The 26,218-nt window shown below is 54.8% G+C and carries 23 protein-coding genes, 1 tRNA gene and 2 pseudogenes; 12 read left to right on the forward strand and 14 right to left on the reverse strand.

From position 1 onward, the window contains the following. Window positions 1-9: 9 nt before the first annotated feature. The 5 genes from CPH17_RS03230 to CPH17_RS03250 all read right to left on the reverse strand — a co-directional run bounded on the left by CPH17_RS03230 (window position 10) and on the right by CPH17_RS03250 (window position 4,891). Entirely contained in the window at window positions 10-1,278 is a 1,269-nt protein-coding gene (locus CPH17_RS03230) for a TRAP transporter large permease (RefSeq protein ID WP_074396343.1), read from the reverse strand. A 2-nt stretch (window positions 1,279-1,280) separates the two neighbouring features. Beyond that, complete coding sequence (locus CPH17_RS03235; protein WP_074396342.1) at window positions 1,281-1,793, reverse strand: TRAP transporter small permease; 513 nt, start codon at window positions 1,791-1,793, stop codon at window positions 1,281-1,283. A 59-nt stretch (window positions 1,794-1,852) separates the two neighbouring features. Beyond that, complete coding sequence (locus CPH17_RS03240; RefSeq protein ID WP_074396341.1) at window positions 1,853-2,851, reverse strand: DctP family TRAP transporter solute-binding subunit; 999 nt, start codon at window positions 2,849-2,851, stop codon at window positions 1,853-1,855. Between the two features lie 316 nt (window positions 2,852-3,167). After that, window positions 3,168-4,442 carry a Y-family DNA polymerase gene (locus CPH17_RS03245; protein ID WP_331710479.1) on the reverse strand — a complete coding sequence of 425 codons (1,275 nt, stop codon included), beginning with the start codon at window positions 4,440-4,442 and terminating at the stop codon, window positions 3,168-3,170. Next, window positions 4,442-4,891, reverse strand: a complete 450-nt coding sequence (locus CPH17_RS03250) for a LexA family protein (RefSeq protein ID WP_074396339.1) — start codon at window positions 4,889-4,891, stop codon at window positions 4,442-4,444. The genes CPH17_RS03245 and CPH17_RS03250 overlap by 1 nt, the downstream gene beginning before the upstream one ends. A 156-nt stretch (window positions 4,892-5,047) precedes the next feature. Between CPH17_RS03250 and CPH17_RS03255 the strand changes: the two genes are divergently transcribed. The 6 genes from CPH17_RS03255 to radC all read left to right on the forward strand — a co-directional run bounded on the left by CPH17_RS03255 (window position 5,048) and on the right by radC (window position 8,888). Further along, on the forward strand, window positions 5,048-5,386 hold the full coding sequence (locus tag CPH17_RS03255; protein ID WP_074396338.1) for a hypothetical protein: 339 nt from the start codon (window positions 5,048-5,050) through the stop codon (window positions 5,384-5,386). Window positions 5,387-5,475: 89 nt separating this feature from the next. Continuing rightward, a complete protein-coding gene (locus tag CPH17_RS03260; protein ID WP_096298252.1) occupies window positions 5,476-6,444 on the forward strand; it encodes a DUF932 domain-containing protein in 969 nt (322 codons plus the stop codon). A 153-nt stretch (window positions 6,445-6,597) separates the two neighbouring features. Continuing rightward, complete coding sequence (locus tag CPH17_RS19860) at window positions 6,598-6,774, forward strand: hypothetical protein (RefSeq protein ID WP_156524104.1); 177 nt, start codon at window positions 6,598-6,600, stop codon at window positions 6,772-6,774. 89 nt (window positions 6,775-6,863) lie between these two features. Next, the gene (locus tag CPH17_RS03265) at window positions 6,864-7,649 is read left to right on the forward strand and encodes an ERF family protein (protein ID WP_082934227.1); all 786 of its coding nucleotides are present in this window, start codon (window positions 6,864-6,866) and stop codon (window positions 7,647-7,649) included. Window positions 7,650-7,690: 41 nt separating this feature from the next. After that, window positions 7,691-8,302: a lambda exonuclease family protein gene (locus tag CPH17_RS03270; protein WP_074396336.1), complete on the forward strand. Its 612-nt coding sequence runs from the start codon at window positions 7,691-7,693 to the stop codon at window positions 8,300-8,302. A gap of 88 nt (window positions 8,303-8,390) precedes the next feature. After that, window positions 8,391-8,888 (forward strand): RadC family protein, encoded by a 498-nt coding sequence (gene radC / locus CPH17_RS03275; RefSeq protein ID WP_074396335.1) that lies wholly within the window; start codon window positions 8,391-8,393, stop codon window positions 8,886-8,888. A 236-nt stretch (window positions 8,889-9,124) separates the two neighbouring features. Here radC and CPH17_RS03280 read toward each other — a convergent pair. Then, a pseudogene (locus CPH17_RS03280) lies at window positions 9,125-9,912 on the reverse strand (M48 family metallopeptidase). A 728-nt stretch (window positions 9,913-10,640) separates the two neighbouring features. Here CPH17_RS03280 and CPH17_RS03285 point away from each other — a divergent pair. Both CPH17_RS03285 and CPH17_RS03290 read left to right on the forward strand, forming a co-directional pair. Further along, entirely contained in the window at window positions 10,641-13,163 is a 2,523-nt protein-coding gene (locus tag CPH17_RS03285) for an McrB family protein (RefSeq protein WP_074396334.1), read from the forward strand. A gap of 95 nt (window positions 13,164-13,258) precedes the next feature. Beyond that, a complete protein-coding gene (locus CPH17_RS03290) occupies window positions 13,259-14,560 on the forward strand; it encodes an McrC family protein (RefSeq protein ID WP_197703508.1) in 1,302 nt (433 codons plus the stop codon). Window positions 14,561-14,652: 92 nt separating this feature from the next. On the opposite strand, the pseudogene CPH17_RS20185 reads toward CPH17_RS03290, so the two are convergent. From CPH17_RS20185 to CPH17_RS03310, 4 genes and pseudogenes are all read right to left on the reverse strand, one after another. After that, window positions 14,653-14,801 (reverse strand): annotated as a pseudogene (locus CPH17_RS20185) (IS481 family transposase); the annotation flags it as partial. A 112-nt stretch (window positions 14,802-14,913) separates the two neighbouring features. Continuing rightward, window positions 14,914-16,158, reverse strand: a complete 1,245-nt coding sequence (locus tag CPH17_RS03300) for a hypothetical protein (RefSeq protein WP_074396332.1) — start codon at window positions 16,156-16,158, stop codon at window positions 14,914-14,916. Between the two features lie 347 nt (window positions 16,159-16,505). Then, window positions 16,506-16,596 (reverse strand) — tRNA-Ser (locus CPH17_RS03305). A gap of 48 nt (window positions 16,597-16,644) precedes the next feature. Continuing rightward, window positions 16,645-18,351, reverse strand: coding sequence for a potassium/proton antiporter (locus CPH17_RS03310; protein ID WP_074396331.1), 1,707 nt, complete (start codon window positions 18,349-18,351; stop codon window positions 16,645-16,647). A 306-nt stretch (window positions 18,352-18,657) separates the two neighbouring features. On the opposite strand from CPH17_RS03310, the gene CPH17_RS03315 reads away from it, so the two are divergent. Both CPH17_RS03315 and CPH17_RS03320 read left to right on the forward strand, forming a co-directional pair. After that, entirely contained in the window at window positions 18,658-19,641 is a 984-nt protein-coding gene (locus tag CPH17_RS03315; RefSeq protein ID WP_231896535.1) for an ABC transporter substrate-binding protein, read from the forward strand. A gap of 33 nt (window positions 19,642-19,674) precedes the next feature. Beyond that, window positions 19,675-20,499 carry a GIY-YIG nuclease family protein gene (locus CPH17_RS03320; protein WP_074396329.1) on the forward strand — a complete coding sequence of 275 codons (825 nt, stop codon included), beginning with the start codon at window positions 19,675-19,677 and terminating at the stop codon, window positions 20,497-20,499. 7 nt (window positions 20,500-20,506) lie between these two features. Here CPH17_RS03320 and CPH17_RS03325 read toward each other — a convergent pair whose 3' ends face one another. The 3 genes from CPH17_RS03325 to CPH17_RS03335 form a co-directional block, all read right to left on the reverse strand. After that, the gene (locus CPH17_RS03325; protein ID WP_096298255.1) at window positions 20,507-21,313 is read right to left on the reverse strand and encodes an alpha/beta fold hydrolase; all 807 of its coding nucleotides are present in this window, start codon (window positions 21,311-21,313) and stop codon (window positions 20,507-20,509) included. A gap of 27 nt (window positions 21,314-21,340) precedes the next feature. Beyond that, window positions 21,341-22,009 (reverse strand): 7-cyano-7-deazaguanine/7-aminomethyl-7-deazaguanine transporter, encoded by a 669-nt coding sequence (locus CPH17_RS03330; RefSeq protein WP_096298257.1) that lies wholly within the window; start codon window positions 22,007-22,009, stop codon window positions 21,341-21,343. A 121-nt stretch (window positions 22,010-22,130) separates the two neighbouring features. Continuing rightward, window positions 22,131-24,044 (reverse strand): propionyl-CoA synthetase, encoded by a 1,914-nt coding sequence (locus CPH17_RS03335; RefSeq protein ID WP_231898074.1) that lies wholly within the window; start codon window positions 24,042-24,044, stop codon window positions 22,131-22,133. Between the two features lie 288 nt (window positions 24,045-24,332). On the opposite strand from CPH17_RS03335, the gene CPH17_RS03340 reads away from it, so the two are divergent. Continuing rightward, the gene (locus tag CPH17_RS03340) at window positions 24,333-24,650 is read left to right on the forward strand and encodes an ArsR/SmtB family transcription factor (protein WP_074396325.1); all 318 of its coding nucleotides are present in this window, start codon (window positions 24,333-24,335) and stop codon (window positions 24,648-24,650) included. Window positions 24,651-24,691: 41 nt separating this feature from the next. Here CPH17_RS03340 and sohB read toward each other — a convergent pair whose 3' ends face one another. Next, entirely contained in the window at window positions 24,692-25,723 is a 1,032-nt protein-coding gene (gene sohB, locus CPH17_RS03345; RefSeq protein WP_074396324.1) for a protease SohB, read from the reverse strand. A gap of 179 nt (window positions 25,724-25,902) precedes the next feature. Here sohB and CPH17_RS03350 point away from each other — a divergent pair, with 179 nt between their 5' ends. Beyond that, a complete protein-coding gene (locus tag CPH17_RS03350) occupies window positions 25,903-26,214 on the forward strand; it encodes an SCP2 sterol-binding domain-containing protein (protein ID WP_096300887.1) in 312 nt (103 codons plus the stop codon). Window positions 26,215-26,218 lie beyond the last annotated feature (4 nt).

Below are 26,218 nucleotides of genomic sequence, written 5' to 3' on the forward strand. Positions count from 1 at the left end.
TAAAGGGACTTACAGCGAAGGCAACCAAGTGGAAAGGAAAGGCAGCAAGCTGATGATTAATAGATTTATTAGTACGATGCCGACAAAGGGCAATACAGCCCAAGTGAGGCGCGAGATACCAACATTGGATATCTGAGACGCTACAAAGAGGTTGAGACCAACCGGTGGAGTGAACATGCCCATGGCCAAATTGACTACCATGATGATGCCGAAGTGGATCGGATCGAATCCGAAATCGATAGCAATAGGTAAAAGGATTGGCACGAAAATGAGGATCGCAGCTGCAGCCTCTATGAACATACCGGCTACTAACAGCAACAGATTCGCTAGGATAATGAAGAGCAACGGGCTATCAATGGCAGAAATCGCGAACTCGGATATCATATCCGGCACTCTAAGGCGTTGAAGAATGCGCCCATAGAGCCCTGCGGTGCCAATAATACTAAGCACCACAGCGGTGGTAACTGCCGACTGCTTGAGGATGCCGACTAGGTCAACCAACTTAATTTCGCGATAAATCACGAAGCCGACCATGAATGAGTAAACCACTGCAATAACTGCGGCTTCGGTCGGTGTAAAAATACCACCGTAAATACCACCTAGGATTATGACTGGCATAAAAATAGCTAGGATGGCCTTTCGCCCAGCGCGAAAAATATCCTTAAGGGAACTCTTTTCGTTACCTTTAAGGCCATTTGCCTTAGCAAAAAAGTAGGCAAAGATTATCAAAGTCAGTGTGACCAAAACTCCAGGCAGGATGCCGGCGATGAACATGTCACCTACGGAAACGTTTGCCGCAATCCCGTAGAGAATTAGCGGAATACTAGGTGGAATGATTACGCCAAGAGCGCCGGAAGCGGCTTGATTGGCAGCTGCATAACCACTTGGATAACCCTTGGACAACATTGCTGGGATAAGAATGGAGCCGATGGCTGCTGTAGTGGCGGCGCCTGATCCCGAGATGGCTGCAAAGAACAATGAAGTAACGATGGCTACCATCGCTAACCCACCCGTCATGCCACCGACTAGCGTATCCGAGAAATCTACCAGGCGTTTAGATATCCCACCCCCCTGCATCAAATAACCCGCCAGAATGAAAAACGGGATCGCCATCAATGGAAATGAGTTCACAGATGCTACGATCTGCTGGGCTACGACTACCAATGGCATTATGTCGCCCTGCCAGACTGTAACCGCAGAGGCTAACCCAAGAGAGAAGGCGATTGGTACACCGATGATGAACAGTGATATCAATAACAAGAACAGGAGAATAGCCATAGTCAAATCACCTCCTGCTTGGGACTTGGCGGTGTGCCGAGCACTTCGTCTATCAGCAAGCCCACGCTATTAATCATAATTACGATGCCACCTACTGGAACTGCGAGATATGGCCACATCATAGAAATCCGAGTGCTGGGTGCGGTTTGGGTTGAAACACGATCAGTCAATTCAAACCCGTATTTCACCATGATGAAGGCAAAGAGGAATGAACACAGAACGACGGCAATTCTCAGCAGGCTAGCCAACTTATTGCCGGAATATTCAAGCAGGATATCTACGGAAATTAGCAACCCATTTCGATAGGCATACCCGGCACCAAGAAACGTCAGCCATAACATGCAGAAACGAGCGATTTCATCAGAGAAATGCAGTGGGCTGCCTATAACGAATCGAGCAAATACCTGCCAGAAGATGAGCACGGTCATCACCAGCAGAAGCGTGGCTAGCCCCCAACCAATCAGCTTGTTGAAATGATCGATGACCCTGTTGGCTAGCAATAGATATTTCTTCATAGCTGCCTCACATTCAAGCGTAGCCCCGCAGAGGCTTAACCCCTGCGGGTATAGCGATTTCAGTAGTCGAAGTTGATGGCATCGTCGACGAGATCTTCACCGACAGTAGAGCTCCATTCATCGATCACCGGACGAACCGCCTCGCGGAAGGGATCAAGGTCGGGCTCGGTCACCGTCATTCCCAGTTCCTCAAGCTCTCCTTGGAAGCGCTCCTCCAGTTCCTGACTTGCTTCACGCTGAACGGGGAGAGCAGCCTGAGCCGCCTCCATGATGATGGCCTGATCTTCTTCACTGAACGAATTGAAGAGATCCAGGCCCATCATTAGAGGTGCTGGTGAGTAAACATGCTGAGTCAGGTTCAGGTAATCCTGCACTTCGTAGAAGTTGACGTCATAGATTGTGGCCAGAGGATTTTCCTGGCTTTCCATAACGCCTTGTTGCAGTGCCGTGTACACCTCAGTCCAGGCCATTGGAGTGGCGTCGGCACCTAAAGCTTCCCAAGTATCAACTTGAACGCGACTTTCCTGCGTGCGGTGATCAATACCATCTAAATCGCTTGGTTTCTCAAGTGGGCGTACCGAGTTAGTGTTATGACGGAAACCATTTTCCATCCAAGCAAGAAACTTAACGTTCATCTCTTCTTCGGCCAACTGAGCAAGCTCCTCACCATGCTCACTGTCCAGGAAAGCATAGGCATGCTCATGATTTTCAAAAATGTATGGAAGATCGAAGAGCAGGAACTCGTCCACAAAACCACCCATCGGGCCAGTCGATGCAATGCCAGCATCAATCATACCTAAACCCATGCCTTCGATGACCTCACGCTCAGCACCTAGAGCATTGTCATACTGAGGATCAATAGTTAGGCGGCCATCAGATAGGCGTTCAAGTTCTTCACCAAATTTAAGCACCCCGACGCCCTGCTGTGATTCGGGACCAAGCGGTAGACTCACTTCAATGACACGCTCTTCCTGCGCAAAAGATGAGCTAGAAGTGGCTAAAGCGACGGCAGCGGCCAGAGATGTAAGAGGTAAGGTCTTTTTGAGGAAATGTGTCATGCAGCACTCCTGGTCGTAGTCCAGCAATAAAGCTGTCTGTTTTGTGTTTGTAGTCAGTTACTTAATTCGATATGGGCTAACAGTCGAGACTCTGTCACGCTGCTCAAGCCCAAGTAAAGTTGTAGTAAATAATGAATACGTATGCAATAAAGCCTATTAAATATTTGGCAAACATAAAATATAAACCCATGATAATATTGAAAATATACTTTAGTATTATTTAGTGAATACGTATTCTATAATTTCCAAAATCTCTCTATGGGAGTATTTTGTCCTTAGAAAGCGGCCTACAAGTTTTGAATTGAATGTAGCCGTCTTACTTAACAGCCAGCAGCTCATTCCACTGTGTCGTGTAACGTGGCGTACGCCGCTCACTGCGTAGCGCCCAAGCGTTCCCTTTGCGGGGCAGGCCCATCTGGATGGTGCCTCGCCCCAGCTCCCGATTGAGCTTATCAACCGTGGCCATCAGACGCTCGCTTCGCTTGGCGTCTGCTTCGGTTTGCGGGGTCTCGGCGAGAGTGAGCTGGCGATTGGCCTTGGGGGAAAGGTCGAGCAGCATCAGGCCGGCTTTTTGGTAGGCGTAGCCCTTACGCCAAAGTTGCCGCAAGCCCTGTACCGCAGCGGCCGTGATCTCCCGATTATCGTCGGTGGGTCGTTCCAATGAGATGACGACGCGGTTGGTGTACTGCGGCAAGTCGTTGCGGAAGGGATTGGTGCGGATGAAGACCATCACGGCACTGGTCACGCTGCCTTGCTTGCGAAGCTTCTCCCCGGCCCTGGCGGCATGCTGCCTAAGCGCTTCGCGAAGATCATGCGGATTATTGGTCAGTCGTCCGAACGAACGCGATACCATGATCTGTTGTTTGGGTTCGCTCATGTTGTCCAGCTGTATCACCGGTTGACCCCTCAGCTCCCACACGATGCGTTCCTGGACCACGCTAAAATGCCGCCGTATGTGCTTCGGATCGGCTTCGCGTAGATCCCACGCTGTCTCGATGCCCATGACCCGCAGGCGCTCGCCAGTGCGGCGGGCCACACCCCACAGCTCCATGACGGGCAACTGTTTCAACAGCGCCTGGGTCTCGATGCTGTCAGCCATCAGCTTGCATACGCCCTGCTCCCTGTAGGCGGGGTGTTTCTTGGCGGCATGGTTGGCGACCTTGGCCAGGACGCGGGAGGGTGCAAAGCCCACCGAGACCGGAATGCCCGTCCACTGTTTAACCGTCTCTCGCAATTTTTGCCCGTAATCCTCCAGCTTGTCGGAGTCAAAGCCCTGGAACCCTACGAAGCTCTCGTCAATCGAGTACACCTCGACATGGGGTGAAAACTCGCCCAGCACCTCCGTGACGCGCCGGGACATGTCGCCGTACAAAGCGTAATTACTCGACAGTAGGATGGCTTGACGGCGGATCTGGGGCGACAGCAGGTGCATTGCCGCGCCCATCTCGACGCCAAGGGCTTTCAGTTCGTTGGAACGAGCCACCACGCACCCATCGTTATTTGAGAGCACGCCCACCGGCCGACCTTCCAGTGCCGGGTTGAAGACCCGCTCGCAGGACACATAGAAATTGTTGCAATCGACCAAGGCCATCATTGCAGGGTTGCCCCGGGCAGGCTGTGCAGCACATGAGTGACGACACCCCAGACGTGGTACTCCCGCCCGTCAATGGGAATGGGTGGGTAAGCGGGATTGCTTGCTTTGAGGTAGGTGCGTTGGCCAACCCGTTCCAGTCGTTTCACGGTCAGCTCGCCATCAACGCAGATCACCACAATCCGGCCTGGCAACGCATCCAGGCTGCGGTCCACGACCAACAAGTCACCGTGATGGATGCCATCCCCTATCATGGAGTCCCCCTCAGAGCGCACGAAGTAGGTCGATGCCGGGCGTTTGACCACATACTGGTGAAGGTCTAGGTCGGTATCCAGGTGATCATCGGCGGGGGACGGAAAGCCTGCACGCACGGCACTCGAATAAAGCGGTAACGGGCATAACGGGGCTGCAACGTCTGCTCGGCCCAGCAGGGAAACGGGCAATGACATGGTAAGGCGTCTCTCTATAACTGTATATATAGCCAGTATCAAGAAAGACGCCGGTTGACGCAACACCAACAAGGTCAACGCCACTTATTTTGAGATCTATATCACTCCCATGAACCCACCACAGGGATCGCTTCCCTGACCATAGGAGTGCCACTTATGCCACCACCCTGCTTTAACTGTGCTGAAACGCGCATGCTCAACCTTGATACCGCTCAACGGATCGGCACCACGGGGAGTTGCCTGATTGGCGGGGCGATCGGTGCCTGGCGATCAGTCGCGGTCACGGGGCCCTTGTCGATAGCCACTGCGCGCTTTCCGCTCGCCAAGCTGCCCGTCGCGATGATGGGTGCGATTGCCGGTGGACAGTCGGGGGCGCGGGTCGCCGCCCTGTTCTTCTCGCAATGGCTGCCGCCCGGTGAAGGCACCCCGTGGCTCTGCCTATCGTGCGGGCATATCTTTCGTCACCCCTTTCCGCCCCTGGCATCCGCACGCTGATACACCGCTTTATAGCGATACAGCTTATTCAACACCTACCCATGCGCTGGCAGCTCTGTCAGCGCTTTTTTTACGTCTGGAGAATGACCATGGCACATCTCGTTGAACAAATGGCTTACGTCGGCGCTACCCCCTGGCATGGTCTGGGGCAACAACTGACCCGTCATCAACCGCTAGAGGTCTGGCAACAACAGGCCGGTATGAACTGGCACATCGAAGAAGCGCCGGTGCGCTTTATTGCCGAAGGGGCTAGCCACCTGGGCAGCATTCATTCCTTCCCCGAGCAGAAGGTGCTCTACCGCTCGGACAACAAGGCACCGCTGTCGGTGGTATCGCAGCGCTACAAGGTGGTCCAGCCGGAAGAGATTCTGGAGTTCTACCGCGACCTGACGGAGTACGCCGGGTATGAGCTGGAAACTGCGGGGGTTCTCAAGGGTGGTCGCAAGTTCTGGGCCCTGGCACGCAGCGGGCTGAGCACGTCGCTTCAAGGCCAGGATGAGGTGAACGACTACCTGCTGCTGGCGACATCATGCGATGGCACCCTAGCGACGATGGCCACGCCCACCACGGTACGGGTGGTGTGTAACAACACGCTGCAGATCGCCATTGATGGCACTTCGCAGGCGGTGAAGGTCCCCCACCGGTCGGAGTTCGACCCGCGGGCCGTCAAGCGACAGCTGGGGATTTCCGTGTCCCAGTGGAACGATTTCATGTACCGCATGAAGGCCCTGTCGGAACGCAAGATCAACCGCCGTGAAGCCCAGCAGTACCTGCAGTCGGTGATTTGCGGGGCCGAAAAGCCTCTGGATGATCCTTCCAAGCTGCCGAACTACCGGGCACTGAATAAAGTGCAGAAGCTTTATAGCGGCGAAGGTCGGGGCTCGCACCTGGTCACCGCCAAGGACACGGCCTGGGGCCTGCTCAATGCGGTCACCGAGTATGTCGATCACGAGAAACGGGCGCGTAGCAACGATACCCGCATGGACTCGGCTTGGTTCGGACAGGGCGCGCAGCTAAAGCAGGAAGCGCTCGATGCCGCACTTGCGCTGGTGGCTTAATCAGCCCCTTAACGTCGCTTCATCGATTTCCCGGATATCCCATTATCACGCTATTCCCTATCCAGTGACACTAACCACCTCCACGGCATAAACGCCCGGCCCCATCAAGGCCGGGCGTTTTGCTGTGGGGCTTACCCTATACGAGGAACTGCCATGACATTCGTTTCCCACACCGTCGAAACCGGGCTGACACAACTGACCGAAGCCCTGCTGGCCAACCAAAAACATCACGCCGAGACCGTCGTCTGCGCCCAGGGGAAGTTCTACCGGGCGGAAGTCCACCTGGAGCCCCTGGATGCCGAGACATTGGCCGATCACCTGGGCGACTAACCCTACCCGCCTTACCGCTTCCAACCAGCCCAGCAACGTTTGGGCGTTGGATTATCCCTGTATCGATTCGAGATAACCGGAGGTGCCTCATGGCACAACGCACCCATGTCATCAATTCCAATCACCCCGAAACATCGTCATCAGCTATTCAGCCAGACGCTGCCTCGACAAACACACCGGCCTCCTTGGAGGCACATCCCACCGCCGACAGCACTGCGATCATTCAGGTGATCGAGCGTGCCGCGCTGAACCCGGACGTCGACATCGACAAGATGGAGCGTTTGCTGCAGATGCAGGAGCGGGTGATGGATCGCCAGGCCATGATGGCCTATAGCGCGGCCATGGCAGCGATGCAGACCGAACTGCCAAGCATCGAGGAGCGAGGGCAAACCAACAACGGCTTCTACGCCACCCTGGAGGATATCGTCGATACCGTGCGCCCGATAATGCAGAAACATGGCTTTGCGGTGAGCTTCCGTATTCAGACGCAGGAGCATGGTATCCAGATCACCGGTGTCCTGATGCACAAGGATGGCCACCGTGAAGAAACCAGCATGCTGCTACCCGCCGATATCAGCGGTAACAAGAACGCGGTACAGGCGTTTGGCTCCTCCACCAGCTACGGCAAGCGTTACGTGCTGTGCGCGCTGCTCAATATCACCACCCGCGGCCAGGACGATAACGGCAATGCCAGTACTAAAACGGGTACCAAGACAGTCACCGCTTTCCAGGCGGGGCAAATACAGAGGCTGATCAGTCAGTGCCCGGCGACGACCCAGGAATGGTTCAGCGGCAAGTACGGGTCTGCCGTGCAGGTGCCCTATAGCGACTTCGACAAGCTGCGGGCGTCCCTTTCCAAGCGGGCCGTTAAGTAACTGGCCTTTTAGTCCTATCTATCCAAGTAAAGGAGGCGACCATGCAGATCCTCAACATGGCGCAAGGCTCCCCCGAGTGGCTGGCGGCGCGTTTGGGGCGCGTCACCATGTCGGAGCTCAATACCTTGCTGGTCAACGGCAAAGGCCCTGGTGGATTCGGTGCCGGGGCCATTACCTACATGCACCAGTTGATGGGTGAGCGGATGACCGGCGAATTGGCCGAGCCGTTCCAGGGCAATGCGCATACTCGCCGCGGTCATGAGTTGGAAGGCGTGGCCCGCTCGCTCTACGTCAATACATCCGGTGAGCCGAAACCCCAGGAAGTGGGCATCATCCTCAACCATGACGTGGGCTACTCGCCCGACAGCCTGGTCGGCGCTAACGGGCTGCTGGAAATCAAGACCAAACTGCCCAAGTTCCAGATCGAGGTACTGCTGAGCGGGGAGATTCCGGCAGAGCACGTTGCCCAGTGCCAGGGCGGCTTATGGGTCAGCGAGCGGGAATGGATCGACTTTGTCAGCTACTGGCCCGGTATGCCGCTGTTCATCAAGCGCGCCTACCGCGACGACATCATGATTAGCACCATTGCCGAGCGGGTTGAGGCGTTCCATGAAGAGATGGAGCGACGCATCAGCCAAGTGATGGTGGCATGAGCCAACCTCATCATCGACGAACCTTCTATCACATAACGACATAGACGCCGGGGCCACCACCCGGCGTTTTCTTTTTTTGGAGACAACCATGACGAACAGCAAGCTCAAAGCCGGTGAAGTAGCTGGCACTTACCATGTCGTAGAACCGGTTACCGAAGCTGACATCATCAACCTCGCCAAAGGCTTTGCACGACGCAAGCTTGCCAAAGGCTGCAAGATCACTCAGCCGTCACAAGCGTTTGAGCACTTGCGGCTGCTGCTTCAGGACTACGAGCACGAGGTATTCAGCGTTCTGTTTCTCGACACCCTGCACCGTGTCATACGCTTCGAGGAAATGTTTCGGGGTACCATCGACACCGCCAGCGTCTATCCGCGTGAAGTGTTGAAAGCGGCGCTAGCCTACAACGCGGCTGCCGTCATTCTGGTGCATAACCACCCCAGTGGTGACCCGGAACCCAGCGATTCGGATAGGCAAATCACCCAGCAACTCAAGGAAGCCCTGGGGCTGATGGACATTCGGGTGATTGATCACGTGGTGGTAGGAAGTGAAGGATGCACGTCGTTTGCAGAGATGGGGTATTTGTAGCGGTATGGTAGATCGAAATGGATCCGCCCGCCGGGGCGGATCCAAGTTGGATGTTTTCTTTCTTTTTATGTCAGCTATCGGTCAAAAGCGGTCTTTCAGCACCTACGCATATACATACCCGCACTTTTCACCAGATCGCGTTTTAAACCAAATTTTCGAGGGAAACTGCTCATTTGATAGTCTGGGATCCAGCATGTATTGGATTTCAGGTGATGGACGACCCCAGCCTGCCGCTATCAGGAACAGTTAGTCGGTGAAGCATCGCGATAGGCTGCTACGACCGCTTCCATGCCCTGCTGCAATGCCTCGATACGTGATCCATGGGCAGGGTGAGTTGAGAGGAATTCAGGGGGCTGATCACCACCGGCGGCGGCCATGTTGCACCATAGCGCCACGCTCTGTTGCGGGTCAAACCCCGCCCGCGCCATGATTTCCAACCCCATTAGATCGGCCTCCTCTCCATGGGCGCGGCTGAACGGCAGGCGGATACCGAGTTGGGAGCCAAGGCCCAGGGCCTGCATCGACTGTTGCTGACCAAGATCCCCCTCTCCTAATTAACCTACCAGCAGCAATCCGGCTTTAATGCCCAACTGCTGGGTAAGCCGCTCATTGCCATGGTCAGCCAGCACATGCGCCACCTCGTGACCGATCACGGTTGCGAGCTGGGCCGGGGTTTCGGCCACCCGCAGCAATCCGGTATGCACGCCGATGCGTCCACCCGGCAGGGCAAAGGCATTGGGTGAAGGATTCTCGAAGACCACGACCTCCTAGGACTTCAGTAATTCGAGGTGCGAGTAGATTGCTTTGGCGGCAGCCACTACCTCCCGAGCTACACACTTTACTTGGCGATTAACATTCGTGTCATGTGACTCCGTTTGGCGACGAAGCAACTGGTCGAAGGCATCCTCGCCCATGTGCCATTAAGCTTTCAGGCACCAAGACCAGCTGGGGAACGCCCAGTTGGCGTCTTTTCACAGCCCGCCAGAAACACAAAAAACAGTATGACCCACAACAGTGGCAGCAAGTGTCAGACGCATCGCTCCTCTCCTTCATCAGGACACATGCCGCAGGCTATTCGGTGCTTCGGTTAACTCATTGCCTTCAAGCGAGATACTATTCCAAGCTTTTGAAAATTGGATTGAATGGTACGCTCAGTCGGCTGGCAAAGGCGGACATTTACCAAAAGATAAAACCGTAACCCAACACAGACGCCGCTGGAGGCTTTATCTTGAGAAGCCACTCGGAAAAATGTATGTTCGTGACCTTAGCCGCCGAGATGCTGTCGAAGCTCTCCAGAAAGTTGCAGCAGAGAGGGAATGTAAAACCTGTCCCCTCCGGCCGGAGGCAAGATGGGCGCTCAGAGTCAAGGTATAATTGGGTATGCTTAGAATGATGATTGAAGTGGCTTAATAGATGTGACGGAGCTCATGTTAATACAAATACTGGCTATGCCGTTCCAGAAACAGCTTGTTAAGAACGCCACAGGCATGATGGCCACAGGGATCAAGGCGGCCAAACTTAAAGAGATCCTAATATCTATGTCGCCACTTGAGTAGCAGCGTCGCATTGTCAAAAAAGTCGAAAAACTCATGGCCTTCTGCGAACAGCTCAGAACCAGCCTCCGCGAAGCCCGCAAAATCCGCACCCATCTTGCCGAAACGGTCGTCGAGCAGGCTGTTCACTGAGTCCAATCTGCCGGCAGAACCGGGGTGATTCAGACGCCGTTATCACCAACGCCAAGGAAATCGAGGCATGACCGACTTTCAGAAGCAATACGCCAAATGGGACGAATTTCTGGCCGCCTGGCCCCGCGAGCGCCTGGCGACCATGACGCTGGACGAATACACCCAGGCGGGGTCGACGGACACCTTTACCTACTGGATCGAGGCCGGCCTCGAAGAACTGGGTAGCATCTGGGGTGGTTCGGCATTCAAGTTCGGCGTGTACTCGAGAAAGGCCAACGATGAAAAATCATCGGGTGCCAAGCTCAGCTACTCCGAGACCCATGGGTGGTATTCCTCGCTCGGTGAGTCAGCCGAAGAGGCCTTCGAGAAGGTTCGCAGCTACGTGGCACAGGTGGCGGAACTTGCTGCCCGAGGCAACGTGGCGAGCATCGAGGCCTTCGAGTATCTGGGCGAAGCCTTCAAGTGGAAGATCGCGTTTCACTACCAGGATCGGCAGGCGCCGGTGATCGTGGGTGTCTTCAAGCGGGCGCCGTTGGCCATGTATGTTGGCAGTACCGCGAAGGACCCCATGGGCAGCCTGCAACAGGCAACCCTTGCCCAGAAACCGCCCGGTTTGGGGGTCCTGGAATTCGGTAAGCAGGTCTGGGAGGCATGGAGTCAGAAGAATCTGGCAATCTGGAAGCTCTCCCATGGGGGAACGGACTTCTCCGACGACGAGCGGCAACGATATATGCATAATCGCTTAGCCGTGATTTACGGCAACACGGCAAAAAAGCAAGGCGAGAACTTCATAAATGCCCCTGTCGGAACCCTTTTCTTCTTAGGCCATGGCAACAGCCCACAACTGGTGGGCCTGTTTGTCTCCAAAGCCAAGCCTTCCTCTAAAGGCGATGGCTGGGTACAACGAGAATACCGCGTGCTAAAGACCGCAACACGAAAGGACCGCTACAAGGATAATTCTAAGGGTTGGTCGCCGCAAGGCAACTCCACTTTCTGGAGAGTCGGCGAAAACGATCTTCCACTGTTCGAGAACACCCTGCTGAATCCCTACTTCGACACCGATTTGGGCGAACTGGCAACATTGGCCGGCGAGCTGCTGGAAACGAAAAGTTTGGATGGAAAGGGTGTGGCCGAACCAATCTCAGAGCCAGAGTCGCCAACGGTGAACAAGCCCATGGCCGCCTGCATCAACCGCATCTACTACGGGCCGCCGGGCACGGGAAAGACCAAGGCCGTGCTCGACCTACTCCGCACCGAATACACCGATGAACCTCAGCACATCAACGCCGAGGAACGGAAGCGACAAGCCATCGCCCAGCGCATGGCGACGGCACGGTGGTGGGAGGCGGCCGCCGCCGCGCTGTATGACATGGGCGGAGAGGCCAAGGTGCCCCAACTGGCTGAGCACCCGTTCATCGAGGCAATCGCCCAGGCCAAAGGACGGACGACGGGAATCAAGCAGACGTTGTGGGGCATGCTGCAGCGTCACACCATCACGGATTCTGAAACCGTGAACATCACGTTGAGACTCGCCCCGGCCATCTTCGACAAGGGAGAGAATTCGGTCTGGGGGTTTGCCGGCGAATGGCAGGAAGTCTGCTCGGACCTGGCAGAGTGGGTGGACTCGATCAACAAAGGCGAAACCGGCCGCCCCGAGCGCAAGCGCTATCGCTTCGTGACCTTCCACCAGTCCTACGGTTACGAGGAGTTCATCGAGGGGCTCCGTCCCGTACTGGCTTTGGATGACGAAACCGAGGTTGGCGGCATCGCCTACGAACTTCGGGCTGGTGTGCTCAAGGAGATGTGCCTGGAGGCCCGGCAATCACCGGACAAGCGGTTCGCGCTGGTGATCGACGAGATCAACCGGGGCAACATCAGCAAGATTTTTGGCGAGTTGATCACGCTGATCGAACAGGACAAGCGCGATCCCATGGGCGCGAGTTCATCGCCAACACCGGTCAGGCTGGCGTATTCCGGAGAACCTTTCCTGGTACCGGCCAACGTGGACATTATCGGCACGATGAACACGGCGGATCGCTCATTGGCCCTGCTGGATACTGCGCTGCGTCGTCGCTTCGAGTTCGAACCCCTGATGCCGGACACCCGTGCCGAGAAGGCCCCAGATGAACCCGACAGCGCTCCGCTGGCTGGTTTAACCGTTACCTCCTCCGGCGTTTTGATTGATGTGCGGCGTATGTTGGAACGCATCAACGACCGGATCGAGGCCCTTTACGATCGAGACCATACCATCGGCCACGCCTACTTGACCCAGCTTCGTGGTATGACCGACGAAGGGGAACAGTTCGCCGCCCTGGCACGAATTTTTCGCAAACGTATCTTGCCGCTGCTCGAGGAGTATTTCTTCGAGGACTGGCAGAAGATCCGCCTAGTGCTGGCCGACAACCAGAAAACCGACCCGGCGACCCAGTTCATTGCCGAGAAGGAGGACCATGAGCAGGATCTGGCATCACTGTTCGGCGGTGAGGATGACTTCGACTTCTACGCCGCCAAACGGCGCTACGAGATTCGGGAAACCGCCTTTGACAATCCCCGATCCTATCTCGGAATCTACGAGTCTCCGTCTCCCTGATGGTCGGTCGTCCGATACGCAGCATTACCTGTTTCGAGTATGACATCCTCGTCCGGGATGAGCCCGGGCAGTCCGTCGGTGGCAATCTGTGTGCTATGCCTTCCGCGGTTTTCGATTGGCTTGAAGCTGAGGCGCTGCGCCTGACCGATCCGTCGCGAGGCACACCCAACCGCTGGGTGCGTCTGACGCAACGGCGAGGACGCCGCGGGGTGCAGATGACGAGTTTCGTCGGCGTGATACAGGCACCGAACGGCTTTCAGATCGAGGTACTGCCAAAGGTGGGCAAGGCCATCGGGGGAGGCATCGTGGAGGCGCGTAGCCTGCTGATCGACATGCTGCGCTGCCTGGGCCCATTCCGCCACTTACAGACCGCCAGCGCCCGCCTCAAAGCAACACGCATGCCGCTGCTCGAGGTGTTCATCGCGGAGTTTCTGCAGAGCGTCGACCAGGTGGTCAAACGAGGACTGCACGGCGGATACGAGGTTCACGAGGGCAATTTATTCGCCCTACGGGGGAAGTTGCAGATGGCGCAGCATCTGCGCGAGAACCTGGTCCGCCGGGATCGCTTCTTCACCAAGTACGACGAGTTCACCTCCAACCGCCCCGAGAACCGTCTACTCCACGCGGCGCTGAGGGTGGTTCTCTCAGCCTCCGCCTCGCATGCAAATCAGCGTCTCGCCCGTGAGTTTTGCTTCGTGTTCGCGGAGGTGCCTGTTTCCGACGTTCCCGCCCGAGACTTTCAGCAGGTTCGACTTGATCGCGGCATGACGCAATATGCCGGCGCGTTGGCATGGGCACGGCTGATACTGGAAAACTCCTCGCCCCTGACAGGGATGGGCAACCACCACGCGCCATCGTTGATGTTCCCGATGGAAGTCGTGTTCGAGGCCTACGTAGCCAAGCACCTTGCCCGCCAGTTGGCCCCTTCATTCACCTTGAAAACCCAGACACGGGTCTTTTCGCTGGTGAAGCACATTGGGCAGAACTGGTTCCGCTTAAAACCCGATCTGCTGATCACCGAGGGGAAGAAGAAACGGGTGGTATTGGACACAAAGTGGAAATTGATCGACGCCGCAAAGGGGAACGGTACGGACAAGTACGGTCTCGACCAGGGTGACTTCTACCAGTTATACGCCTACGGCCAGGGCTATCTCGACGGCGAAGGCGATGTAGTGCTGATCTATCCCCGCACAGATACGCTGGAATACGCGCTCTCCGTGTTCGACTTTCCGAAGTCTAAGGGGCTGCGACTGTGGGTGCTGCCGTTCTGCCTCAGGACCCGGCGGTTGTCGGTTCCTGAAAACGCCCCTTTTGCGGATGTGCTCGTGGGCAAGAGATTGCCCGCAAGCACGCAGTTCGAGACCTCTGCTTCGACTAAAAATGTCAACGCCGAATGAAATGTGCTCCTTCTGGGGATCAAATCGCCGCCATAAAACTGCCCCTCTCGAGCTCATTATCGGTTGGGCTGTTGGTTCATCAAGCCCAGTTAGTAGTCTTTGAAGGGCTTGTATCGGGGCTTCCGGTTTTCGCGTCATCGCCCTTCTGCCGAGCCAATTTCGCCAGTGTCGGCACCTCGCGCCGCTTTAGCATGCGATGCAGACTCAAGCGTAACAAGCGGGAATCCAGCGAAAACTCTCTAGTACGACCAAAGCCCCCTGATGAAACAGGCTCACAAAGTCTAAGACCGTAAGCGTACCTGAGCATAGGTCTTCAACCAACTCTTGGATTCCTATGAGCACGAAGAGAGCCTTTACTCTTCAGGCCAAAGGTACAATGCTGGCTTCAGTTCTTCGTCTCGCCAGTCATCGCTCCAAAGGCTATTGCGATAAGTAAGACCGCCAAGCAGAGTTAGGCTGAGATCGCTATCGATTTGCTGGCCGGGCTTCCATACGGCGCTCGTAGTGGCGTTGGCCTCCAAGTAAGGACCACCTGTACCGTAGAGGATCAGTTCCAGCCGCGGTTCGAGGGCAAAGCTTGCATTTAGGCTGGAATTCAGCATCAAGGAGGGTAGCTCAGGGCCTTGATGTTGAGAATGACGCGGCTGGGGTTGCCACTTGCCGTTTTGAAGCTGTAAGGCACCAGCACTATCGTAGTGTAGTTGAATCGGTTCGCTAATACTGAGACGCCCACTGGTAGACAGCAATGCATTGAGACGAGCATTCACGGTAAACATGATGGGTAGCCAGCCCACCATGCGGTAGAATGGCCCTTGCTGGCGTAACCAGATTGTTTCGTCTCTCTGGAGCTTCTCTTCGAAGCTTGGTGTGATTTCGGTACCCTGGCACATGCGACCTTCCAACTTGGCCTCTTTCAAACGACCGCCTTCAAACGTCATCTGTCGTTTCAAGGCGAAAGTGGCTTGTAAGCGAATTGCGGCGCTGGCTTGCGGTGTAAAGTAAAGAGTTTTCTCGTGCTCGAAGGAGGTGTCTTCGGGTGGGCATGGTTCCCAGCTTCGATCCTGAAAAGTGGTCAGCAGCCATCGACCTGTCGCTGAGGGCGCTTTACCCAGCAAGCTCTCTACTGGAAAATCATCCTCTTCTGAGGTGACGCGCTCCACGACGATGATTGTTAACGTGCCGTCTTCCACCACATCTCCCAGCTCGGCGGACTCTATCGATAGCCTCAAGGTGCCATCTTCGTCTGTATCGGTCGCTGCAACGTGCGCGAGCAGACCTGAGTCCACCAGCTGCCCTTCGGCCTGCCCTAGCGGATGAAGTGGCGCGTCGGTAGCGGCAACCAGCCGCCAGCCGACTGCTAAGGGCTCGAGAAAACTTGGCGGCGACTTGATGACCAGTTCGAAGGCATCGTCGCCCAATGAGTCGATGTTGTCGACTGTATCGAACAGCTTGGCCGAATCATGGCTATCAAGAGCGAGTACTCGGGACTGAGGGGTTAAGTTACCGTCGATGAATGTCTCCCTGGCCAGGCCAGAGCTAGCCAGTCCAACCATCACCGGCACTGTCAGAAAGCGCATGATGAAACGGAAGGTAGACATGATGAGGGCTCGGTTGTGGAGTGGATTCATCTAAGTGTAGCTAGTGGTACCGTGCTTGGTATTCTTTTCTCCCGCTTGGTAAGCGCTCCAGTAACCGTATCTGTTGCGTACTGACTCAGGTCGGTAGAATGACTATCCAGCGCCAGAACTAAAGCACCGTCTTTAGCAGCCAATGCTCATTGGCATACTCTAGCTCAACGCGATCAAGATCATTACAAAAGGAAGGACAGTCCAATACCATCCTGTGATTTTCAGTGGAAGCCAACTCAATGGTGTGGGTCAGAATGTGGGTTAAAATCATAAAGACATAAAAAAGCCGCTGAAATCAGCGGCTTAATCGTAATACTTGGCGGAGGGACAGGGATTCGAACCCTGGAAAGGCTATTCACCTTTGCCGGTTTTCAAGACCGGTGCATTCAACCGCTCTGCCATCCCTCCGGCTTACGGGTGCATAGACTACCAGCTTTTCCTTGGAAGTCAACGTCTTTAGTACAATCTTAGCCCGACCCGGGTGATTTTTCCGCCCTGCATATCGCTGACGACCCAGTGAATGCCGTGCCAATCCACATCGTCGCCAACCACTGGATGGCCGCCAACGCGTAGCGATACAAAGTCGGCCAGGGTCATGTCTTTCTCACCTGGGCTTAGGGTCAGCCCGTAGGCCTGCGCAATATCCTGCATGTGCGCACTACCATCAAGCGTAAAGGTACCGAAGAAGGCGCGTTCTTGCTTTAGCTTAGAGTCTCCGTTGAACAGGCGGTTGAGGGCGTTTAGGTCTTCCGAACGGCCTATCACGCATATCACATCGCCTAATTTTAGCCGTGTGCTGCCTTTAGGATGCAGCATGGCATGTTCACGGAATAACGCTGAGATAAGTGCGCCAGAGGGAAAGCGCAGCAAACGAATAGGCACGTCGTCCAGGTCTTTATTTTCAACCGGGTAAACAAACATCTCGTAGTCGTTTTCCGGCAATATCCCCAGCGGACCTCGCCTGTCCGGTGTAGTGCCCGTTGGCACCTCGACTTTTAACCATCGAGCTATTAATGAGAGTGAGCCACCCTGGATCAGCAGCGACATTAATACCACCGCAAAGGCAATGTTAAAGTACAGTGACGCGTTCTCTACCCCGCCAATCAGAGGGAAAATCGCCAGTACAATAGGCACCGCACCGCGCAGCCCTACCCAAGCAATAAACCATGTTTCCCGCCAACGAAATTTAAAAAACGGCTTGATGGTGATCAGAACCGCCAGGGGGCGGGCAATAAAAATCAGCGCCAATGCCACTAATCCCGCTGGGAGGGCGACTTCCCAGAGCTCGCTTGGGGTGACGAGCAGCCCCAATACCAGGAAGAGCCCGATTTGGCTCAACCACGCCAAGCCATCGTGGACGGGTAAAATAAAATTGAGGTGGCGCCCCGGCTGGTTGCCAATCATCAGACCTGCCAAGTAGATTGCCAAAAAACCACTACCGCCTATAACGCTGGTAAGCCCGAACACGCTAAAGCCCAAGGCAAGCGCCAACATGGCGTAGAGGCCTGGTGCTAAATCAAGCCAGCGCAGCAGCTTGGCACTGAGCCAGCCGCCACCAATACCCACTACCAGCCCAATGCCGAATTGGCTAATAAAAAACATTAGTGTTTCGACGGGGCCGCCGATATCACCAACTAAAATATCGACCAGCATCAAGGTCAGGAAAATCGCCATCGGGTCGTTGGTACCCGACTCAATTTCCAGCGTGGCCCCTACCCGCTCATTGAGGTTTACTCCTCGCCCACTGAGCATCGAAAATACTGCCGCGGCATCGGTGGAGCCAACAATGGCGCCTACCAGCAACCCTTCCACCAAGGTTAAATCGAACACCAGCATCGCGATGCCGCCGACAATGGCGCTGGTGATAAACACCCCAAAGGTAGCAAGCGAAAGCGCCGGCCTGAAGCCGACGCGAAAGGTTTTGAGGCGTGTGCGAAGACCACCATCAAGCAGGATCATCGCCAGGGCGAGATGGCCGATCGTGAAAGCCATAAAGTAGTCATCGAACTCGAGACCCAGCAGCCCTTCTTCGCCGGCCACCATGCCCAATCCCAGGAAGATAAGAAGAAGCGGCACGCCCATCATGGCGGACAAGCGGCTCCCCAGAATACTGAGCGCCATTAATGAGCCGCCGATCAAAAAAAACGTATAGATTGCGTCCATGACTCTCCATCTCTTCCTAAAGCATGTCTATTATCGCATGTCAGCGTTGAATTTACTGCGGCTTATGGCTCGACAAGACGCAATTGAAGGCTGGTCAGATGCTTAGCGCGGCAGATACACTTTGGTTTCTGTTACTGGGAGTTATTGACGATGCTGACCTGTGTATGTCGCGCTTGGTATTTTTCACTGCTTTTAAAGGCCGTTTTATTACTCGTAAGTTCAATGACATACGCAAATGAGCCACAAGTTGACAATGATCCTAGTGAAGATAATCGCGAACTGAACAGTAGTGTATTGGTGCCTCCCATGTGGTGGACAGTCGAAGCCGAGGCCGAGGAGGCGCATCAGGGAGCCCCTACCGCCGCCGCCACGCCACCGCCACCGCTTGAGCCACCGCCGCTCAAACAAATCCGCATCATGCTGGATTGGTTTTTAAGCCCGCAGCATGCAGGCCTTGTTATTGCGCAACAACGCGGCTTATTTACGGCGCAGGGCATGGAGGTGGAGCTCCAAACCCCGGCGGACCCTGCCATAGCGCTTAAATTATTGGTCGCCGGTGAGATTGATTTCGCGTTAAGCCGCCAGCCTGCCCTGCATCTTTATGCGCACGATGGTGCGCCCATCGTGCGTATCGCGACGCTGATTGAAACACCGCTTACAGCGGTGGTCGTGGCAGGCGAGCTTGAAGAGCCTCTCAAGGAAAAGCTGGCGCCGCTGCGCTATGGCTATTCAAGCCTCGAAGGCCGCGACTTGTTCATACCGCACTTAATTCCTGACGCCCTGACACAGTCGGGCAACGTTGCGCCACCGGTTAACCTCCACTTTGACACTCGACGCGCTTTCGTTGAGGAGCAAGTGGATGCAGTCGTCGATGCACCTTTTCACTCATTGCCTGCACAGTTAGCCAGTGAAGGGATCAATACGCAGGTTATTCGCCACGAGGCGCTCGACATCCCCCGCTATGACGGCCTTGTGTTATTGGCCAACCGTGATGGGGCCATGCGGCGTGCAGACACATGGTCTCACGTCGTAATGGCTATTGAAGACGCGCATCACTGGATGCTGGAAAACCCCGACGCCGCATGGGAATTACTGATTAGCGCCGAACCGGTGCTCGACAACGCCATCAATGAGTCGAGCTGGCAAGACTTGCTCAGGCGTATAGCGTTGTCGCCTGGCGCGGTGGACAGCCGTCGTTATCAAGCATTTGAGCAGTATCTACAAAAGCAAGGCGTTAGCGATGAGTTGCTTCCGGTATCACGTTTAGCCATCGACCCACATGCCCAGTAGAAAGGCCGTTGTGTGATATTGACACGTACCTCAATGAATATTGAAAGTGATATTTTTAGGCAGCTACCGTGCGCACCTGGGGTGTATCTTTTCTATGGGCATAACCGGCTGCCGCTTTACGTCGGTAAAAGTATCCGGCTGCGTGATCGCGTGCGCGATCATTTTCAGCGTGCCCACCACCATCACAAGACCATGCGAATGGTCGAGCAGATACAGCATATAGAGTGGGAAGAAACAGCGGGTGACCTGGGCGCTCAACTACGTGAAGCACAGCTGGTAAAGTCATTGCTGCCGATTATGAACCGTCAATTGCGCAAGCAACGCAACCTGACCACCTGGCATTGGCCTGAGGAAGCGATAAAGCCACAACTGCTCAGCGGCACAGCGCTTAATCAACCGGTAACGGGCGCGTTCTACGGCCTCTACCGTAATGCCTCCGCCGCAAAAAAAGCGTTGCGAACGCTGGCCGAAACACACCGGCTTTGTCCGCGAGTGCTTGGTCTGGAAGCAGGTAAAGGCCGTTGCTTTGGCAGTCAGATAGGTAAGTGCCTTGGCGCCTGTTTCGGTAATGAAACGATGGGCGCTCATACACAACGCGCGCAGTCAGCCCTGCAGCCGCTTCAGGTCAACACCTGGCCATGGCCGGGACGAATTGTCATCAGGGAATCCCCTCCGGCACATAAGGCAGTGGCTTGGCACGTGGTGAACCAGTGGTGCTACCTGGGAAGTGTAGGGTCCCTTGCGGAAGCCAAAGAACTGGGCAGCAGCGATGTCAGTTTCGATATCGACAGCTATCGCATCCTTCAGCGCTTTTTACGCCACCCTGATCAATATGGCGTATCCATTATGCCGCTATAAGCGAAGCTCAGGGTGTTTGTGTTGTCAAAAACGCGTCGACTGACTGCTGAAAGGCGGCGGGTTGATCGGCATGTAACCAGTGCCCGGCTTGCTTTAGCGTCACAACCCGCGCGGTGGGGAGTATCTTACGCAGCGCTGGCAGCATGGCGTCGGTCACGTAGGGCGACTCATCGCCGCGCAGCACCAGCGTTGGCCCATTATAAGCAGCGTCCCCCGATGGCAATCCGATAATCCTTTCGTAGTCTTGGCGGATATGATCCAAGCCGACGCGCAGCGTGAGCCCGCCTTGCTCTGCGCGCACCAGATTGGTGGCAAGAAAGAGCCGGGTTGGACGAGAATCGACGTGTTCAGCGAGTAAATCATCAGCTTCTCGCCGATTAGCAGGCTGCCCTTCTCTAACGCGCTCTAACGCAGCAAAGACATCATCATGGCCGTGCTGGTAGGCCACTGGAGCAATGTCAGCTACCACCAGCGAAGCGACACGCTCAGGATGTTGGCGCGCTAAGCTAATGGCCACCTTACCGCCCATTGAGTGCCCCAGTAGATGTACGCGAGCAAGCGATAGCTTATCCATTACATCAACTACGTCAGCGCTCATCTGCGCGTAACTCATACCTGCCGCATGGGGCGAGCGACCATGATTGCGCAAGTCGACCGCAATCACTCGACGCAAGGTCTGCCACGTCTTGAGATGCGAGCGCCAGTTGTCGGCACTCCCCAGAAGCCCATGAATCACCACCAGGGGAATGGCATCGGGGTGCTCACCCGATGGCTGGTCCAGATAATGCAAATCTACTGGCGAGGCATCAGTCATCTAGGCTCCTTATCAGTCGAAGGGAAATCAGGCTGTACGCGGTGCGAGATCTGCCTGGTCGGTCCAAACCACCAAGCGGCGCGTCAACCAGGATAGCAACAGGCCATAAAGTGGCAGGAAAAATAGCAGGCTGATGGCAAGCTTAATGGCGTAATCGACAGCGGCAATTTCAACCCAATGGGTAGCCATGAAGGGGTCTGGGCTTTGGTAAAACGCAACTGAGAAAAATGCAAAAGTATCGGCCAAGTTGCCCATTACGGTAGAAAACACCGGGGCGACCCACCAAACCCACTGCCGCAAACGATCAAACACCTGCACGTCTAACAACTGGCCAATAACGTAAGCCAAAAAGCTCGCCAGCGCGATACGGGCGACAAACAGGTTCCAGTCACTCAACGCTTCTATACCCGCGAAACGTCCTTGGGGAAAGACCACCGATACCACATACGAGACGATCAGCGCAGGGAGCATTACGCGCAGTACAATAGCGCGAGCCGGCTCTTTGCCAAACAGCCGGACGGTCAAGTCGGTGGCCAAAAAAATGAATGGAAAGCTGAAAGCACCCCAGGTGGTATGGAAGCCGAACAGGGTAAACGGGAGCTGAACAAGGTAGTTACTGGCGGCGATAATACCAATGTGGAACGCCACCATCACGGCGAGGCAACGGCGGTGCTGAGCGTCGCTTAAAACAAACATACGGCGGGCCTTTTTTGTGTTGACGAGGGGTTAGGGAACCCTCAACGCATTGCGCACCTAGGTGCAGTGAGAAGCGCATTATACGCCTTCTCAACCGCAATAAAAGTCATCGGTAATCGGGTTAGGCAAGCGGAGGCATCTTATTCGCGCTACCGACCTGATGGTCACGCATGGCGCGATGTACATCATCCACGCTGGTGGGGTCATCAATCGTGGAGGGGATGCCCACCTCCTGACCATCGGCCAGGTTGCGCAACAGTTTACGCAGAATTTTCCCCGAGCGTGTTTTGGGCAGACGGTCCACGACGATAACGTGTTTAAAACAGGCAATCGGGCCAATTTGCTCCCGAACACGGGCAATTAAAGCGGCCTCCAAGGCAGCTTCACCTTCTATATAGCCATCTTTGGGAATCACCAAGCCGACGGGCAATTGCCCCTTTAGGTCATCATGGATCCCGATCACCGCGCACTCTGCAACTGCCGGGTGGCCGCCAACGACTTCTTCCATCTCGCCGGTAGAAAGCCGGTGCCCTGCGACGTTAATGACATCATCGGTTCGCCCCATGATGAACAGATAGCCTTGCTCATCAAAAAAACCACCGTCGCCGGTTAAGTAATAGCCCGGAAACGCAGCCATGTAGGCAGAGTGAAAGCGCTTTGGGTCACCCCAAACACCCGTTAAGCAGCCCGGTGGCATCGGTTGCTTGATGACCACACTACCCTGCTCCATGGGCGCGGCCTGCTGACCATCCCGGTTCAGCACTTGGACATTAAAACCGGGCACGGGCACGGTGGCTGATCCAGCCTTGGTGGGCATGGCTTCGATACCTGGCAGATTAGCGGCAATGGGCCAACCGGTTTCAGTTTGCCACCAATGGTCGATGACCGGGACGTCGAGCAGGTCATCCAGCCAATGATAGGTCGGTGGATCAAGCCGCTCACCTGCCACATAAAGATGCTTGAGACTACTGATGTCGTACTTTGCCAGCCAATGAGCGTCTGGGTCTTCTTTTTTAATCGCACGAAAGGCAGTCGGCGCACTAAAGAAGCTGGTGACGCTATATTTTTCGATAAGCCGCCAAAAACTCCCTGCATCGGGTGTTTTAACCGGTTTGCCCTCATACAGCACTGTCGAACACCCATGCAGCAGTGGGCCGTAAACAATATAGGAATGCCCTACGACCCAGCCAACATCCGATGCGGTAAAGAACACATCGCCAGGCGCCAAGGCATAGATAGCCTCCATGGAATAAGCCAGTGCAACGGCGTAGCCGGCAGTATCCCGCACAATGCCCTTAGGTTTTCCCGTCGTGCCTGAGGTGTACAGCACGTAAAGCGGGTCGGTCCCTTTTACCGGCACACAGTCAGCGGGGGTGGCTTGGCTAACGAGCGTTTCCCAATCGTAATCCCGCTCATTAAACTCAACCTCGCACTCAGGGCGGACTTTAATAATGCAGGCATCCGGCTGATGGGGGCTTAATGCAAGTGCTTGATCAATGATTGGCTTATAAGCCACGACGTTGCCTGCCTCGATACCGCAGGATGCCGCGACGACCACCTTGGGCGCAGCGTCTTCAATACGCGCTGCCAGCTCATGGGGTGCAAAGCCGCCAAACACGACAGAGTGAATCGCACCCAGTCGGGCACAGGCGTACATGGCGACCACGGCTTCCGGAATCATCGGCATATAAATGACAACACGGTCGCCTTTCTCGACCCCTAACTGCTTAAGCACGCCTGCAAAGGTGGCCACCCGCTCCAGTAGCTGGCGATAAGTAATGGTTTGCTGAGCCTGGGTCACTGGAGAGTCCCAGAAGATAGCAGTTTGTTCGCCACGGCCTTGCTCGACATGGTAATCCAGTGCCGCGTAGCAAAGATTCATCTCACCGTCGGAAAACCAGCGTGCATGCTGCTGTTCGTCGTAGCTCAAAATGGTCGCAGGCGGTGTGAACCATGGGATTCGCTTAGCCTGTTCAGCCCAGAAGTGCTCGGGCTGCTCGATAGATTGCTGATAAATCTGCTGGTAGCGACGCATGGGGTACCTATCTTTATTGTGATTAGATGAGGCTTGTAGAATTGTTGACACTTTATGCGCTAAAACGCCGTTTTGCCCTACAACTATGGGCTACAACCCCGTGGCAATTCAGCCGAGGCTGATTCTACTGTCGCTAAAAATGCATTTATTACCATTGATTAACCGTTAAACAACGACTTGGACAAATCCCGCTAAATTACTGATCATTAAATAATCAGATCCTACACGCGGCGATGCCTTCAACAACCAATAACAAAGCTACCTTGATAGGTAGGCCAGGAGATATCCATGTCGGCTTCCACAAGTGCTGCACGCCTGCTTGAACACAATGGCCACGCCATTGAGGCGGGAACCAACTTATTAAAAGCCCTAGCCAATGAAAAAAGGTTGCAAATATTGTGCTTGCTTGCCAGGAAGGAACTGTCGGTAACGCAAATCAACCAGCAGCTGGCATTAAGCCAGTCGGCGCTTTCACAACACTTGGCGATTTTGCGACGTGACCATTTAGTGGAGACCCGGCGGGAATCACAAACGATTTATTATTCTCTTAGCAGTGCGAGCGCCAAGGCCATTATTACGACCTTGGCGGACCATTTTGCGGGATAATGACACCTAAGCGATAAGTGCTTGGTATTGTTCGAGGGCGCCTAACGACGATGCCAGCCTGTCGCTTCGAGCATACTTAGTCCTTTAAGCACGGCGTTCTCTACACCGCTTGCAATCGCCAGCCCAAACTTACGCCCCACTGTTTTGGGGGGCTCTAACTTCACGCGATATACATGAGCTTGTGCGATACGCTCCATCAAATACGCCTCACTGGTGCCGACGCTATCCACCAGCTTGCGATCAAGCGCCTCACTGCCGTACCAAATTTCGCCCGTCGCCAAGGCATCAATATCCATGTCGGGTCGACGCTCGCCAACATAATGCTTGAACAAGCGATGCGTGTTCTCAAGATCTTCGAGGAATTTTTCACGTCCCTCATCCGTGTTTTCACCCAGCAAGGTAAGTGTGCGCTTGTACTTTCCAGCCGTTAGCAGTTCAACGTCCACGTCGTGGCGCTTCAGCAAGCGGTGAATATTAGGGATTTGAGCAACCACTCCAATCGAACCAATCACGGCAAAAGGTGCCGCTTTGATGTGGTGCGCCGTGCAAGCCATCAAGTAGCCGCCACTCGCGGCTACTTTATCTACGCAAACGGTAGTCGTAAGACCCGCGTCGCGAAGCCGGTCAAGCTGGGCCGCCGCTAACCCATAGGCATGAACTAATCCGCCAGGGGACTCAAGACAAATCACCACCTCATCCTCAGGGCTGGCTACTTCAATCAGCGCTGAAATTTCTTGGGCGAAATGCTCGGTCGCTGAGGCTTTCATATCACCCTTGAACGTTAGTACCCACACATTGGGAGTGTCAGTATCAGCTTTTTCTTTACGGCGATGTTTATCTTCTCGCCGGAACGTTTTGAGTAGCTTTTTGCGAATGCCTGCAGGCGTTGCAGCCAGCCGTAGGCGCCGTGCCCGGCTTCGCCGTCTTTCGTGCAACGGTTCCACATGCAAGGTTAAATCTCTCTCACCCTCCGCCTTAGCACGTGCGATAAGCAATACGCTGATGCCGATAACGGCGACGACAATGCAGGCTTGTACGATAAATGTACCAATTTCTACTACCCATTCGTTCACGTGCATCTCCTTGCTTACAATTTAGCGCTAAGCCGACACCGTTGGGCAATGCATTGAAAACGGTGCTTGATATGAAACATATGTTTGAAATATTCTCTTATCAAAGGCCGCAAATTTTACAATTGTTTGGCGCTTTATACGCCAAGAATTTTCTTCTCGCATTTAAATGGAACGCTATTATGTCAACGAATACCCTCGAAAAGTTGCAGGCTCGCTTTGATCCGAAAGCAGCTCAGGGGATGCATGAGATTTTCCAGTTTCATTTTTCTGATGCAGACAGTTATTACCTCGATATTCAGGATGGAAAACTCGACGTTCAACAGGGTGAGCATGATGATCCCTCCGTTAGCCTGAGTCTGAGCACAGATACGCTAAAAGGCATCATGAATGGTGATATCAACGGCATGACGGCATTTATGACGGGCAAGCTGAAAGCCACAGGTAACGTGATGCTGGCCACCAAGCTAACCACGCTATTCCCTAGCGAATAATCGA

Source organism: Halomonas sp. hl-4 (genome assembly GCF_900215475.1).
Lineage (GTDB): Bacteria > Pseudomonadota > Gammaproteobacteria > Pseudomonadales > Halomonadaceae > Vreelandella.

What these genes read in the sequence shown, in the direction of transcription:
- CPH17_RS03260 (WP_096298252.1), top strand. Translation starts at nt 5,476, where the DNA reads ATGGCACATCTCGTTGAACAAATGGCTTACGTCGGCGCTACCCCCTGG.
- CPH17_RS03315 (WP_231896535.1), top strand. Translation starts at nt 18,658, where the DNA reads ATGTGGTGGACAGTCGAAGCCGAGGCCGAGGAGGCGCATCAGGGAGCC.
- CPH17_RS03230 (WP_074396343.1), bottom strand. Translation starts at nt 1,278, where the DNA reads ATGGCTATTCTCCTGTTCTTGTTATTGATATCACTGTTCATCATCGGT.
- CPH17_RS03300 (WP_074396332.1), bottom strand. Translation starts at nt 16,158, where the DNA reads ATGTCTACCTTCCGTTTCATCATGCGCTTTCTGACAGTGCCGGTGATG.
- radC (WP_074396335.1), top strand. Translation starts at nt 8,391, where the DNA reads ATGACGAACAGCAAGCTCAAAGCCGGTGAAGTAGCTGGCACTTACCAT.
- CPH17_RS03325 (WP_096298255.1), bottom strand. Translation starts at nt 21,313, where the DNA reads ATGACTGATGCCTCGCCAGTAGATTTGCATTATCTGGACCAGCCATCG.
- CPH17_RS03350 (WP_096300887.1), top strand. Translation starts at nt 25,903, where the DNA reads ATGTCAACGAATACCCTCGAAAAGTTGCAGGCTCGCTTTGATCCGAAA.
- CPH17_RS03245 (WP_331710479.1), bottom strand. Translation starts at nt 4,442, where the DNA reads ATGGCCTTGGTCGATTGCAACAATTTCTATGTGTCCTGCGAGCGGGTC.
- CPH17_RS03330 (WP_096298257.1), bottom strand. Translation starts at nt 22,009, where the DNA reads ATGTTTGTTTTAAGCGACGCTCAGCACCGCCGTTGCCTCGCCGTGATG.
- CPH17_RS03290 (WP_197703508.1), top strand. Translation starts at nt 13,259, where the DNA reads ATGCCTTCCGCGGTTTTCGATTGGCTTGAAGCTGAGGCGCTGCGCCTG.
- CPH17_RS03335 (WP_231898074.1), bottom strand. Translation starts at nt 24,044, where the DNA reads ATGCGTCGCTACCAGCAGATTTATCAGCAATCTATCGAGCAGCCCGAG.
- CPH17_RS03255 (WP_074396338.1), top strand. Translation starts at nt 5,048, where the DNA reads ATGCCACCACCCTGCTTTAACTGTGCTGAAACGCGCATGCTCAACCTT.
- CPH17_RS03250 (WP_074396339.1), bottom strand. Translation starts at nt 4,891, where the DNA reads ATGTCATTGCCCGTTTCCCTGCTGGGCCGAGCAGACGTTGCAGCCCCG.
- CPH17_RS03310 (WP_074396331.1), bottom strand. Translation starts at nt 18,351, where the DNA reads ATGGACGCAATCTATACGTTTTTTTTGATCGGCGGCTCATTAATGGCG.
- CPH17_RS19860 (WP_156524104.1), top strand. Translation starts at nt 6,598, where the DNA reads ATGACATTCGTTTCCCACACCGTCGAAACCGGGCTGACACAACTGACC.
- CPH17_RS03240 (WP_074396341.1), bottom strand. Translation starts at nt 2,851, where the DNA reads ATGACACATTTCCTCAAAAAGACCTTACCTCTTACATCTCTGGCCGCT.
- CPH17_RS03235 (WP_074396342.1), bottom strand. Translation starts at nt 1,793, where the DNA reads ATGAAGAAATATCTATTGCTAGCCAACAGGGTCATCGATCATTTCAAC.
- CPH17_RS03320 (WP_074396329.1), top strand. Translation starts at nt 19,675, where the DNA reads ATGAATATTGAAAGTGATATTTTTAGGCAGCTACCGTGCGCACCTGGG.
- CPH17_RS03270 (WP_074396336.1), top strand. Translation starts at nt 7,691, where the DNA reads ATGCAGATCCTCAACATGGCGCAAGGCTCCCCCGAGTGGCTGGCGGCG.
- CPH17_RS03340 (WP_074396325.1), top strand. Translation starts at nt 24,333, where the DNA reads ATGTCGGCTTCCACAAGTGCTGCACGCCTGCTTGAACACAATGGCCAC.
- CPH17_RS03265 (WP_082934227.1), top strand. Translation starts at nt 6,864, where the DNA reads ATGGCACAACGCACCCATGTCATCAATTCCAATCACCCCGAAACATCG.
- CPH17_RS03285 (WP_074396334.1), top strand. Translation starts at nt 10,641, where the DNA reads ATGACCGACTTTCAGAAGCAATACGCCAAATGGGACGAATTTCTGGCC.